Annotated in this window: 12 protein-coding genes and 2 tRNA genes; 3 read left to right on the top strand and 11 right to left on the bottom strand. The window is 69.5% G+C overall.

Annotated features, from left to right (window positions below):
- The first annotated feature begins 84 nt into the window (after window positions 1–84).
- Complete coding sequence (locus OG568_RS22205; protein ID WP_329532829.1) at window positions 85–717, top strand: NAD(P)-dependent oxidoreductase; 633 nt, start codon at window positions 85–87, stop codon at window positions 715–717.
- A 243-nt stretch (window positions 718–960) separates the two neighbouring features.
- Here the strand turns inward: OG568_RS22205 and OG568_RS22210 are convergent, their stop codons facing one another.
- The 8 genes from OG568_RS22210 to OG568_RS22245 all read right to left on the bottom strand — a co-directional run bounded on the left by OG568_RS22210 (window position 961) and on the right by OG568_RS22245 (window position 6,293).
- A complete protein-coding gene (locus OG568_RS22210) occupies window positions 961–2,016 on the bottom strand; it encodes a UDP-N-acetylmuramate dehydrogenase (RefSeq protein WP_329532830.1) in 1,056 nt (351 codons plus the stop codon).
- 134 nt (window positions 2,017–2,150) lie between these two features.
- Complete coding sequence (locus OG568_RS22215; protein WP_329532831.1) at window positions 2,151–3,638, bottom strand: DHA2 family efflux MFS transporter permease subunit; 1,488 nt, start codon at window positions 3,636–3,638, stop codon at window positions 2,151–2,153.
- Between the two features lie 111 nt (window positions 3,639–3,749).
- On the bottom strand, window positions 3,750–4,319 hold the full coding sequence (locus tag OG568_RS22220; RefSeq protein WP_329532832.1) for a TetR/AcrR family transcriptional regulator: 570 nt from the start codon (window positions 4,317–4,319) through the stop codon (window positions 3,750–3,752).
- Window positions 4,320–4,798: 479 nt separating this feature from the next.
- Complete coding sequence (locus OG568_RS22225) at window positions 4,799–5,227, bottom strand: MaoC family dehydratase (RefSeq protein ID WP_266584806.1); 429 nt, start codon at window positions 5,225–5,227, stop codon at window positions 4,799–4,801.
- 2 nt (window positions 5,228–5,229) lie between these two features.
- Complete coding sequence (locus OG568_RS22230) at window positions 5,230–5,682, bottom strand: MaoC family dehydratase N-terminal domain-containing protein (RefSeq protein ID WP_329532833.1); 453 nt, start codon at window positions 5,680–5,682, stop codon at window positions 5,230–5,232.
- A 166-nt stretch (window positions 5,683–5,848) separates the two neighbouring features.
- Window positions 5,849–6,013, bottom strand: coding sequence for a 50S ribosomal protein L33 (rpmG, locus tag OG568_RS22235; RefSeq protein ID WP_004571794.1), 165 nt, complete (start codon window positions 6,011–6,013; stop codon window positions 5,849–5,851).
- A gap of 87 nt (window positions 6,014–6,100) precedes the next feature.
- A tRNA-Met gene (locus OG568_RS22240) sits at window positions 6,101–6,173 on the bottom strand.
- A gap of 47 nt (window positions 6,174–6,220) precedes the next feature.
- Window positions 6,221–6,293, bottom strand: a tRNA-Thr gene (locus tag OG568_RS22245).
- A gap of 518 nt (window positions 6,294–6,811) precedes the next feature.
- On the opposite strand from OG568_RS22245, the gene OG568_RS22250 reads away from it, so the two are divergent.
- Together OG568_RS22250 and OG568_RS22255 are read left to right on the top strand one after the other, a co-directional pair.
- Entirely contained in the window at window positions 6,812–8,062 is a 1,251-nt protein-coding gene (locus OG568_RS22250) for a hydrolase (protein ID WP_329532834.1), read from the top strand.
- Between the two features lie 196 nt (window positions 8,063–8,258).
- Window positions 8,259–8,915 carry an NAD(P)H-binding protein gene (locus OG568_RS22255; protein ID WP_329365425.1) on the top strand — a complete coding sequence of 219 codons (657 nt, stop codon included), beginning with the start codon at window positions 8,259–8,261 and terminating at the stop codon, window positions 8,913–8,915.
- A gap of 19 nt (window positions 8,916–8,934) precedes the next feature.
- On the opposite strand, the gene OG568_RS22260 is transcribed toward OG568_RS22255, so the two are convergent.
- The 3 genes from OG568_RS22260 to OG568_RS22270 all read right to left on the bottom strand — a co-directional run bounded on the left by OG568_RS22260 (window position 8,935) and on the right by OG568_RS22270 (window position 11,516).
- Entirely contained in the window at window positions 8,935–9,828 is an 894-nt protein-coding gene (locus tag OG568_RS22260; RefSeq protein WP_329532835.1) for an IS982 family transposase, read from the bottom strand.
- 357 nt (window positions 9,829–10,185) lie between these two features.
- Entirely contained in the window at window positions 10,186–10,398 is a 213-nt protein-coding gene (locus OG568_RS22265) for a hypothetical protein (protein WP_266437363.1), read from the bottom strand.
- Window positions 10,399–10,661: 263 nt separating this feature from the next.
- Window positions 10,662–11,516: a polysaccharide lyase family 7 protein gene (locus OG568_RS22270; protein WP_329532836.1), complete on the bottom strand. Its 855-nt coding sequence runs from the start codon at window positions 11,514–11,516 to the stop codon at window positions 10,662–10,664.
- Window positions 11,517–11,746: the final 230 nt, after the last annotated feature.

The following is an 11,746-nucleotide window of genomic DNA, read 5'->3' on the forward strand; positions in this document are numbered from 1 at the left end:
GGTGGGTGAGCGCTTACCCACCCTAGGAGCAAGCAGGGGTGAGTGAATACTCACCCACCTCATCCACCCTGGGGGGAACACGCCATGGAACTCACCGTCTTCGGTGCCACCGGAGGCATCGGCCAGGAGATCGTCCGGCAGGCGCTGGACTCCGGCCACCAAGTCACGGCCGTCGTACGGGATCCGGCTCGGCTGACCGTCACCGGCGCGGGTCTGAAGGTGTTCCGCGCGGACCTCACGGACCCTGAGGCGCTGCGCCCCGCCGTCGCGGGCCGGGACGCGGTCCTCTCCGGACTCGGCGCCCGCACCCGCAAGGACGCCGGGATCGCCACCCGGCTGACCCGTACGGTGCTGGTCGCGACGGAGGCCGAGGCGGTACGCCGACTACTGGTGGTGAGCGCGGGGCCGGTCGGTCCCGACCCCGAGGGCGCCGCGCTCGTCGACCGCGCCGCGCGGGGCCTGGTCTCGCTGCTCCTGAAGGACGTCTACGCCGACCTCGCGGCCATGGAGGGCGAGCTGGCCCGGAGCGCGACCGACTGGACGGTCGTGCGTCCGCCTCGGCTGCAGAACAAGCCCGTGACCGGCTCGTACCGGACGGCCGTAGGGAGCTTCCCGCTCAAGGGCCGGTTCATCGGACGCGCCGACGTGGCGCACGCGATGCTGGCGATGATCGACGACCCCGGGACGGTCAAGCAGGGCGTCGGAGTCGCGTATTAGGGCCTGTCCGACGGATCAAGTCGGAGGGAACCAACGGTGCCTCACCAGCGCAGGTGAGCGGGGCTTGGTGCGTACAGCTGCAAGGCGGAGGAGGGCGTCGACGCGATGGGGGTCCCCCCGCTCTGGGGGTACCTCCCAGGCCCTTAAGGCACTGGGGAGAAGTCGAGAGTGGGGGAGGGCGTGCCAAGCCCCGCGTCTGCGGCATGATCCGCCGGACAGGCCCCAGGGCTCCTGGAGCTCTGTCTAAAGCTCCACGCCCACCGTCACCGGCTCATTGACCAGGGTGATCCCGAAGGCGTCGCGGACGCCTGCGACGACCTCGCGGGCCAGCGCGAGGAGGTCCTCGGTGGTGGCCCGGCCCCGGTTGGTGAGGGCCAGAGTGTGCTTGGTGGAGATACGGGCGGGTCCGGAGCCGTACCCCTTGGTGAAGCCGGACTTGTCGATCAGCCAGGCCGCGGAGGTCTTGGTGCGGCCCTCGCCCGCCGGGTACGCGGGGGGTACGACCTCGATGCCGAGCCGCTCCGCCACGCGCGCGTGGAACGCGGCGAACTCCTCGTCCGTGAGGATCGGGTTGGTGAAGAACGACCCGGCCGACCAGGTGTCGTGGTCCTCGGGGTCGAGCACCATGCCCTTGCCGGAGCGCAGCTTCAGGACGGTCTCGCGAGCCGTGGCGAGCGGCACCCGGTCGCCCGGTTCCACCCCGAGGGAGCGCGCCGTCTCGGCGTACCTGATCGGCGCCGACAGCCCGTCCGCGTCCTCCAGCTCGAACCGGACACGCAGCACGACGTACCGGTCGGGGTCGTCCTTGAAGCGGCTGTGGCGGTACGAGAAGGCGCAGTCGGCGTTGGTCAGGGTGACCGTCTCGCACGTCTTACGGTCGTACGCGATCACTTCGGTGATGGTGGACGACACTTCCTGGCCGTACGCGCCCACGTTCTGGATCGGGGTCGCGCCGGCGGAACCGGGGATCCCCGCGAGGCACTCGAGGCCGGCGAGCCCGGACTCGACGGTGCGGGCGACCGCGTCGGTCCACACCTCGCCCGCCGCCAGCTCCAGCCTCGTACCGTCGAGAGAGAAGCCGGTGGTCGCGATGCGCAGGGCTGTCCCGGTGAAGCCCTTGTCGCCGATGACCAGGTTCGATCCGCCGCCGATGAGCAGCAGCGGCGTACCGGTGTCGTCGGCCTCTCGGACGGCGGCGATCACCTCGGCGTCGGTCGTGGCGGTGATCAGCCGGGTCGCGGGTCCCCCCAGCCGGAAGGTGGTCAGCGGGGCGAGCGGGGCGTCATGGAGTTCCTGCACGGGCTCAAGAGTACGAGAAGGGCCCCGCCGGTCGAGGCGGGGCCACTTCTGTGGGTTCACGAGACGGACCGATCAAGGCTCGTCTCAGCGCGAGGCCGTTTCCGTCGCCTCAGCGCGAGGCCGTTTCCGTCGCCTCAGCGCGAGGCCGTTTCCAGGACGGGCGCCTGATCCTCGCCCTCACCCTGGTCCTGGCCCTGGCCCTGATCCTGGGGCGCCTCGGAGCCGACGACCCGCGTCCGAGCCGCATGCCGCGCCGTCGGGATGAGCAGCGCCGCGACACCTGCCAGGGCGACCATCGCGGAGCCCACCACCAGCGCGGGCCGCAGGCCGTCCACGAAGGTCTGCGCGGTCCCGTAGCCGCCCTGCGCGGAGAAGATCGAGGACATCACCGCGATGCCGAGCGCGCCGCCCACCTCACGCAGCGCGTTGTTGGCACCGGAGGCGATGCCCTGCTCCTGCGGGCGGACGCTGGACATGACCAGGTTGGAGGCCGGGGCGAAGTACAGGGACATTCCGATGCCGCTGACGATCAGGGCGGGCAGCTGGGCGGCGTACGAGGCGTGGGCGGCGACCACGGAGGCGTAGTACGCGAGCCCGGCGGCCTGCAGGAAGAGCCCGGTGGCGACCACGGGACGCCCGCCGACGCGGTCGGAGAGGTACCCGGCGATCGGCGCGACGAGCATCGGCATCCCGGTCCAGGGCAGCATCCGCAGGCCGGCCTGGGTGGGCGAGTAGCCGAGAACACCCTGCATGTACTGGCTGAGCAGGAAGATCGATCCGAACATCCCGAGGAACATCAGCAGGCTCGCGGCGTTGATCCCGGCGAAGGCGCGGGAGCGGAAGAGCCGCATCGGCAGCATCGGATTCTTGGCGCGGATGCCGTGGAAGACGAAGCCGGTGAGCAGTGCGGCGCCCGCGAACAGACCGGTCAGGACGATCGGGCTGGTCCAGCCCTCGGCGGGCCCGCGGACCAGGCCGTAGACGATTCCGAAGAGACCGCCGCTGACGAGCAGAGTGCCGGTGACGTCGAGCGGGGCGCCGGTGCCGTGGGACTCGGCCAGACGGAGCCGGGCGAGGGGCAGCAGGGCGAGGCCCAGCGGAACGTTCAGCCAGAAGATCCAATGCCAGGACACGTGTTCGGTGAGACTGCCGCCGATGAGGGGCCCGGAGGCGACCGCGAGTCCGTTCACGGCGCCCCAGATCCCGTACGCCATGCCGCGCTTGGCGGCCGGCACCGCTGCCGTCAGCAGGGTGAGCGTGAGCGGCATCATGATCGCCGCGCCCACGCCCTGGACCGCGCGGGCGGCGATCAGCGAGTCGAGGCCGGGCGCCATGGCGGCGGCCGCGGACGCGCCGGTGAAGACGGAGAGGCCGACGAGGAAGAGCCGACGGCGGCCGAAGCGGTCACCGAGCGCCGCACCGAACATCAGCAGGACGGCGAAGGTGAGCGTGTAGGCGCTCACGGTCCATTCCAGGTCGTCCAGCGCGCCGCCGAGATCCTTGCGGATGGAGGGCAGCGCGGTGGTGACGACGAGATTGTCGAGGGCCGCCATGAATCCGGCGACGCTGGTGATGATGAGGGCCCAGGTGGCTCCCCCGCGACGTGCGGTCTGCTGTGACATCGCTCCCCCTAAGGGCGATCGTTCTTGCGGTTAGTTATTGATGACTAACTTTCGCGACCAGAAAAAAGCGGCGACATCCGCCTCCCCCGCCCGCTTCCTGCCCCTACCTGCCTACTTCTCCAGCCGACCCTTGAGCCGCGCCGACGGATACATCCCTTCCCAGACCTTGTGCTCGGGAGGAAAACCCATGGCCACCAGGCAGTTGATGAGCATGCCGTACGCCATGAAGACCGTCGTGCCGTTCGGGTCGGCGCCGAGCGGCAGATGAACCGTCTCCCACAGCCGCATCCAGTCGGCCCGTACGGCTTCGCCGAGCTCGCGATCGCCCGCCTGCTCCGCGGCCGCGGTCGCGACGTACATCTGCATCTGCATCAGCAGTTGCTCGGGGTGCTCCGCGATCGCCTTGGTGTACGCGTTCGCCATGGCATGCAGGGCGTCTTCACCCTCCAGACCCTTCGCGGCCTCCCCGAAGGTGCGGATGGTGTCCTCCATGCAGCGGCGTGCCGCCGCGAGGAAGATCGCCCGCTTGCCGGGGAAGAGCCGGAAGAGATACGGCTGCGAGACCCCGACACGCTTGGCGATCGCCTCGGTGGACGTGCCGTAGTAGCCACCCCGGGCGAACTCCGCGATCGCCGCGCGGATGACGCTCTCGCGCCTCTCGTCTGCGCTCATCCTGACCATGCGGCTAAGTTAGTACTCAATCACTAACTAAGTCAAGCGGTAGCTGAAAGCGGCTCCGCACGATGCACACGACGGTCTCCCACCCGCCCCACGCCCCGCAGCCGCGCACGGACGGAAGGGGCCGTGCCGGTGCGTCGTAAGCGCGTCGCTTACGTTCGGGTCTGGAAGCGGCTCGCTGGAGGGCAAGGCCTGATCCGGCGGCGACGTGCTCGACGTACCGGCACGGCCCCGACCCACCGACCACGCTGCGGCGCCCCACTGCGGGCCGGTGCGGACGGACCGCACATGGCCGAACAACGAACCAGCGGAGTGCGGACCAGCGGACTGCGAACCGGCGGACTGCGAACCAGCGGACTGCGAACCGGCGGACTGCGAACCGGCGGACTGCGGAAGGCCGGGTGCGCGTAAGGGGCGCCCGCAATGGCCGGCGCCCCTTACCCACTGCCTCCATGCCGACCCTCAGGTCTTCACGGCAGCCATCAGGCCAGTCGTACGACCGCTCGCGACATGCCCAGGACCTTCTGCCCCGCGCTCATCGCGGTGAGGTCGACCCGGACGGTGTTGTCGTCCAGCTTGGCCGCGACCTTGCCGCTGACCTCGATGGCCGCTCCCTTGTCGTCGTTCGGGACGACGACGGGCTTGGTGAAGCGGACGCCGTACTCGACGACCGCGCCCGGGTCGCCGGCCCAGTCGGTGACGACGCGGATCGCCTCGGCCATGGTGAACATGCCGTGCGCGATGACGTCGGGGAGACCGACCTCGACCGCGAACTTCTCGTTCCAGTGGATGGGGTTGAAGTCCCCGGAAGCGCCCGCGTATTGCACGAGTGTGGCGCGCGTCACGGGGAAGGTCTGGGCCGGCAGCTCGGTGCCGACCTCGACGTCGTCGTACGCGATCTTCGCCGTCATGATCAGCCCTCCTCCGCCGCGCGCGCCACGAGCTTGGTGACGGCCGTCACCACGTGCTCGCCCGCCTCGTCATGGACCTCACCACGGATGTCCACGATGTCGTTGCCCGCCATGGACTTGATCGCCTCGATGGTCGAGGTGACCGTGAGCCGGTCGCCCGCGCGCACCGGACGGGTGTAGGCGAACTTCTGGTCACCATGCACGACGCGGCTGTAGTCGAGACCCAGTTGGGGGTCCTGGACGACCTGCCCCGCGGCCTTGAAGGTGATCGAGAACACAAAGGTCGGCGGGGCGATCACATCGGAGTACCCGAGCGCTTTGGCGGCCTCAGGGTCCGTGTACGCCGGGTTGGTGTCCCCCACGGCCTCCGCGAACTCGCGGATCTTCTCCCGACCGACCTCGTAGGGGTCGGTGGGCGGGTAGGTCCGCCCCACGAAAGACTGGTCGAGCGCCATGGGCTCGGTACCTCCTGGTTTTCAGCCGGTGCAGCGATTCTCGAATCCGATGCCCGTACGAGGACTGTCGACGACTGCTCGACGACCACCCGCACGTCGGCACTCGGCCGATGAACGACGCGAGGCCGCCCCCGTTACTGGGGACGGCCTCGTGTACGAGCCTGATTTATCGCGTTTCGCGGTGCGCGGTGTGCGCATTGCAACGCGGGCAGTGCTTCTTCATCTCCAGTCGGTCCGGGTCGTTACGCCGGTTCTTCTTGGTGATGTAGTTCCGCTCCTTGCACTCCACGCAGGCCAGCGTGATCTTCGGGCGGACGTCGGTGGCAGCCACAGGAGTGCTCCTTGACGAACGGATGGGACATTAACGCATAGAAGAGTAGCCGATCGAAGGACCGACCCCACAATCGGCTACTGTCTGTAGCGGTGACCGGACTTGAACCGGTGACACAGCGATTATGAGCCGCTTGCTCTACCGACTGAGCTACACCGCTGAGATGCGATCGGAACCCGCCTTGCGAGCGGGAACCTCACACACCAGAGCCCCAATACGGAATCGAACCGTAGACCTTCTCCTTACCATGGAGACGCTCTGCCGACTGAGCTATTGGGGCGAGCGATGAAGACATTACACGCTCGCCCGCCGATCGCCCAAATCCGTTTCGTGGCACCCGCCCCGGCCTGTTCCCGGCCGTTCACCGCCGCTCCTCCGGCCCCTCACGGACGGTGCCTCACGGCCGTGACTCCGGCCGCTCCCGCCCCACGGACCACGGGCGCACCGCCCGGTCCAGAGGCCTCCGGTACGGGCCTCTCCGCCCACCTGACCAGCGTCTCCGTCCGGCTGCGCCGACTCGCATGTCCGGCTCTCGTCTCCGGCTTTCTGTCCGTGCACGGACCACACCGGTACGACTATTGCGCTCCTCCCGGACGAGAAGGGCTCGCCACCCTAGGCTCGACTCACGCTGCGTGATCTTGCCCCTCACTGCCCGCATCCCCACCCCACAACCTCGCCCCACCCCCACCCGACAACTCACAGCCCACGGCCCTCAACCCACAGCCCCCAACCGACAGCCCACAAACCCACAAACCCACAACCCCGTCTTCGCAGCCGCCCCCGAGCCCCAGGAGCGCGATGCCCGACAGTCAGCCGCAGCCGCCCCACTCCTCGTCGGGACACACCGACACCGGCACCCTGCTGCTGCGCGGGGCGCGGCTCACCGACGGCCGGACTGTGGACGTGCGGCTGGGCGGCGGGCGCATCGAGGCGGTAGGCACCGCCGGGAGCCTGGCGACGCCCGCCTCCGGCTCGCTCGCCGCGAAGGTGGACCTCGACGGCTACCTGCTCCTGCCGGCCCCCGCCGAGCCCCACGCACACGGCGACACGGCCTTGACGGCCGACGGCGACGGCCCCCTCTCGTACGACACCCAGGAGGTCCAGCGCCGGGCCACCGAGGCCGCGTTGCTACAGCTCGGGCACGGGGCGACGGCGTTGCGCTCGCACGTGCGCGTCGGCGACGTACAGGGGCTCGACGCGCTGACGGCGGTGCTTCAGGCGCGGCGGGCGCTGCGCGGACTGGCCGAGCTGACGGCGGTGGCGATGCCGCGGGTGCTCACCGGGGTCGCCGGTGCCGACGGCCTCGCGATACTGCGGGACGCCGTGAAGATGGGCGCTTCGGTGGTGGGCGGCTGCCCGGACGCCGACCCGGATCCGACGGGCTACGTGGAGGCGGTCCTCGAACTCGCCTCGGAACACGGTTGCCCGGTCGACCTGCACACGGACGCCTCCGATCCCGCCCGGCTCGCCCGGCTCGCGGCGATGGCGGGCGGACTGCGGTCCGGAGTGACGCTCGGCCCGTGCGGCGGCCTGGGCCGGCTGCCCTTGGAGGTGGCCGCACGGGCGGCCGACCAACTCGCCGCGGCGGGCGTGACCGTGGTGTGCCTGCCGCAGGGCGGCTGCGGGGGCGTGGACCGGCGCGGAACGGCTCCGGTACGGATGTTGCGGGCGGCCGGGGTACGGATCGCCGCGGGCAGCGGCGCCCTGCGCGACGTGTCGAACCCGGTGGGCCGCGGCGACCCCCTGGAGGCCGCGTATCTGCTGGCCTCACGGCACGGCCTGCGTCCCGAGGACGCGTACGACGCCGTGAGCTCCGGTGCGCGAGCCGCCCTCGGGCTGCCCGAGGTACGCGTGGAGGCCGGTTTCCCGGCCGAGTTGCTCGCGGTGCGCGGGAACCGGCTGGCGGGGGCACTGTCGCTCGCGTACAGCCGGATCGTGGTGCACCGGGGGCGCGTGGTGGCGCGGACGAGCGCGGTGCGGGAGTACTGCAACTCCGCGGCGGCAACGGGGCTTGACCTGCCCCGGCAGGCACGCGGAGAGCCGTCGTAGCGACAACTGCCGCCCGCCACGCCACAAGTTGTGCGCATGCCACCGCAACCGCCTTCCAGGCGCCTCCTGTTCACCCCGCAGATCATGGGCATGACGGCCTCCGCCGCCGCGCGCCCCTGTGGACAACTCAAGAGCCGCGTGAGTTGTCCACAGAGTCGTGCGGCGAACGGGTCCATCCGGGCGTACGGTCGGAAACATGCGCATTGTCATCGCTGGAGGTCATGGTCAGATCGCGCTGCGGCTGGAGCGACTGCTCGCCGCGCGCGGTGACGAGGTCGCGGGGATCATCCGCCGCGCCGAGCAGGGCGACGATCTGCGGGCGGCCGGTGCCGAGCCGGTCCTCTGCGATCTGGAGTCGGCTTCGGTGGAGGAGGTCGCGGCCCATCTGCAGGGCGCGGACGCGGCCGTCTTCGCGGCGGGCGCGGGCCCGGGCAGCGGTCCGGCCCGCAAGGAGACGGTGGACAAGAACGCCGCGATCCTGTTCGCCGACGCGGCGGAACGAGCGAGGGTACGGCGCCACGTCGTCGTGTCGTCCATGGGCGCGGACCCGGCGCATCCGGGCGACGACGTCTTCGACCTGTATCTGCGCGCCAAGGGCGAGGCCGACGAGTACGTACGCGGTCGTACGTCCCTGGACTGGACGATCCTGCGCCCCGGAGCGCTGATCGACGACGCCGGCACCGGCCTCGTACGCCTGGAGGCCTCGACCGGGCGCGGCGCGATCCCGCGGGACGATGTCGCCGCGGCCCTGGCGGAGCTGGTGGACACCCCGGCGACGGCCGGGCTGACCCTGGAGCTGATCAGCGGCTCGACGCCGATTTCGGTGGCGGTCAAAGCGGTCGCGGGGAACTAGACGAGTCATTCCGATGTGGTCAGTGGTCATAAGCGATCAAGGATCGTATGACGGGCTGGCCGGTCTTGTGGTTGTGCCAGATCGCGGCGGCCATCGCGAGGATGCGTTGGGCGACGCGGACGGCGACACCTTCGAAGGTCCGTCCACCGTGCCGTTCCAGGTCGAGCTGGCCTTTGAGGGTGTCGTTGACCGACTCGATCAGCTGCCGCACCGACTTCAGGAGGCTCTCGCCCCTGCGCTTCTTCTCGCGCTTGAAAGAAGGACGCAGCAACTCCGCGCCCCGGAAGGCCAGATCGGCCTCGAACTCCTTGGAGGCGAAGCCTTTGTCTGCGATCACCAGCAGGCTCGGCCGGTCCGTGGACAGGTGCGGTTCGCGGTCCAGCATCGCCGACAGCACCTCCCGCTCATCCAGTTTCGGGTTCGCCAGTGCCCACAGGATGGGCATCCCGGTCGGGGTGCATACCAGGAACAGGCGCAGGCCCCAGAAGAACCGGGAGTGCGAGGCGCAGTACCCGTATCCGGCCCAGCCGGCCATGTCCGACCGCTTCACCGTCGGACGCGAGCGGCCGCACTCCACCGGTGTGGAGTCGATGATCCAGTGGTTGTCGAACCAGAAGTCCGTATCGACGGCCAGCAGTCGTATTGCCCTCTTGACCAGTGGCAACGCTGCCCGCAGCCGCTTGTTCCAGCCCGGCTGCCTGGGCACGTACGGGAACATCGCTCCCAGTCGGGAGTCCACGAACCGCAGCCAGCGCGACTCCGAGGTGTAGCCCAGCAGCGCCTGGGCGACGGCAAGGGTGACCAGCTCAGAATCCGTCAGCTGCGGCGGTCGGCCAAGCCATCGGCTACCTCCGATCTCGTCGTCGATCTTCACGTACAGTGCGGTCAGCAGGGCGTCTAGGTTGTTCGTCACACAACGATCTTGGACGCCCTGTCTGCGTTCCCAGACACACCGTCAGCATTCGGAATGACTCGTCTAGGTCCTGTCGTCAAATTCCCGTCGTCCGCCCGAAGGGCGGGCCCTGCGGCGTCAGGTGCGCGCTCTCGGCATGCCGGGCACAGACCCTCGTACTGGACGTACTCGGGTCTGTGCCCGGTACGGCGAGTGGGGGCACCTCCCACGCCCTTCAGGCAATGGGGGAGCGTGCATGGCGTCGCCGGGCTGGGGGCACCTCCCGGCCGAAGGCTGGGGGAGGGAATTTGACGACAGGGCCTAGCACCGCGACAGGCACCGTTCGCCCCGTCCGGCCCACACCATCCGTCGGCCCACTCAGAACAACGGAAGCTGCCCGGGAAACTCAGGAACGGCATACCCGTCCAACGTCGGCTGGGCCGCCCCCAGCTGCGCCGGTCGACGCGACCCGGGACACGAGACCAGTTCCCCGCTCCCCCGCGCACCAGGCGGATCATGCCGGGCGAACCGTCCCGCGACGACGGCGATCTCCCGACGGCACTCGGGGCAGTTCCTGCGACGCGTAGACATGCGATCAGTCTGCCCGGCAGAAGGCAGCCGCACCGACAGCGCCCAAGCCCCCGGCCCCGATCACCACCACCCGATTCCGCATTCGAACCCGGGACAGCCGCTGGGGCCGCCGGACAGTCCCTGGCCCGGTCGTCTGGTTGGTGGCCGTCCGGCCGGGCTCGAACATTGCTGCTCGAGGTGCCCGGCCGGGTGGTTCCGTCGGTGCAGAGGGTCAGGGCCTGGTCGACGACCTCGCTGACCACGCGGGATGCGCCGAGCTTCGCTCAACTGTGGGAGACGGTGAGGCCGTAGAAGGCGACCCGAGCGCCCTTGGTGGTGCTGTCGGAGGACGACTGGTTGTACGAACCGGCCTTGAAGTACTGCTTGTAGGCGTCGAACGACGACGGGATCGCGTAGTGCGTGGTGCTCCCGTTGACCGTCAAGTCGATGGTGTGTCCGCCCGAGACCGCGATCGTGTAGTTCCATGTCTTGCCGACCGATACGTGGCCGACGGTGTGCAGTGTCTGCCCTCCGGAGGGCGAGTTCTCCGTGCCGAGGACGATGTCGCCGCTCGACCGGTAGTACAGCTCCAGCAACGGCTTGGTGGACGAGCCTCCTGTACCGAGGTGGATCTGTCCGACGCAGACGTTCGATGTGACGGACACGACCCGCAGCGTCGCCTTCATTTGATGCGTGCCGCTGAGCGACCAGTTGGCGGCGGTGCCGTTGCGGTTCATCTCCCGCAGTTCGGAGCGGGCGTAGTTCGAGTTCGGTGTGGTGACGCCCTTCTCCGGTGCCCAGAAGGTCATCGCGCCGTCACGGGTGTCCGTGTAGAAGTACGAGTCCTGGAACCCGTTGGCCCCCTGCAGCCGGGAGGACGGGATCGTCGTCGGCGAGCCGGGGGAGCCCACCGGCTCCTGAAGCTGCCATACCGACAGGTCGAAATTCCCACCGGGCGCGACGGACGGGTCCGCCAGGGGTGAGGAGACGACGCTGGTACTGCGCTGACCGCTGGGTGCACCGGCTACGCCCACGGCGGCGGAAAGTGAACTGGCCGGCGCGGCGGGAGCCGCGAGGAACAGGCCGCCGGTGACGGCGGTGGCGGTGGCCAGGGAGGTGAGCAGCGTACGCATGCGCATGGGGGGTGCCTTCCTGTCGGCTCGGAGACTCGGTTGGCGGGCGCGCGCATTTCTCAGCAGGGAGTGTTCGTGTTCATGTCTGTGAACTTCATATGCCAACATGAACATTCGGTGTCGCGACAGTAGGACTGTGGCGCGGTCACGTCAAGGCTGTCGGTGGAGCAACGCATACGTGGGATGTCGATCTCATTCACGTCGATGAACTCGACCAGAGGTCACGGACAGGCGAT

This window comes from Streptomyces sp. NBC_01450, from assembly GCF_036227505.1.
Classification (GTDB): Bacteria; Actinomycetota; Actinomycetes; order Streptomycetales; family Streptomycetaceae; genus Streptomyces.

Excerpts from the sequence above, each read along its gene's own strand:
- OG568_RS22265 (WP_266437363.1), bottom strand. The coding sequence starts at position 10,398 with ATGTCTACGCGTCGCAGGAACTGCCCCGAGTGCCGTCGGGAGATCGCC.
- OG568_RS22220 (WP_329532832.1), bottom strand. The coding sequence starts at position 4,319 with ATGGTCAGGATGAGCGCAGACGAGAGGCGCGAGAGCGTCATCCGCGCG.
- OG568_RS22255 (WP_329365425.1), top strand. The coding sequence starts at position 8,259 with ATGCGCATTGTCATCGCTGGAGGTCATGGTCAGATCGCGCTGCGGCTG.
- OG568_RS22225 (WP_266584806.1), bottom strand. The coding sequence starts at position 5,227 with ATGACGGCGAAGATCGCGTACGACGACGTCGAGGTCGGCACCGAGCTG.
- OG568_RS22250 (WP_329532834.1), top strand. The coding sequence starts at position 6,812 with ATGCCCGACAGTCAGCCGCAGCCGCCCCACTCCTCGTCGGGACACACC.
- OG568_RS22270 (WP_329532836.1), bottom strand. The coding sequence starts at position 11,516 with ATGCGCATGCGTACGCTGCTCACCTCCCTGGCCACCGCCACCGCCGTC.
- OG568_RS22205 (WP_329532829.1), top strand. The coding sequence starts at position 85 with ATGGAACTCACCGTCTTCGGTGCCACCGGAGGCATCGGCCAGGAGATC.
- OG568_RS22215 (WP_329532831.1), bottom strand. The coding sequence starts at position 3,638 with ATGTCACAGCAGACCGCACGTCGCGGGGGAGCCACCTGGGCCCTCATC.
- OG568_RS22230 (WP_329532833.1), bottom strand. The coding sequence starts at position 5,682 with ATGGCGCTCGACCAGTCTTTCGTGGGGCGGACCTACCCGCCCACCGAC.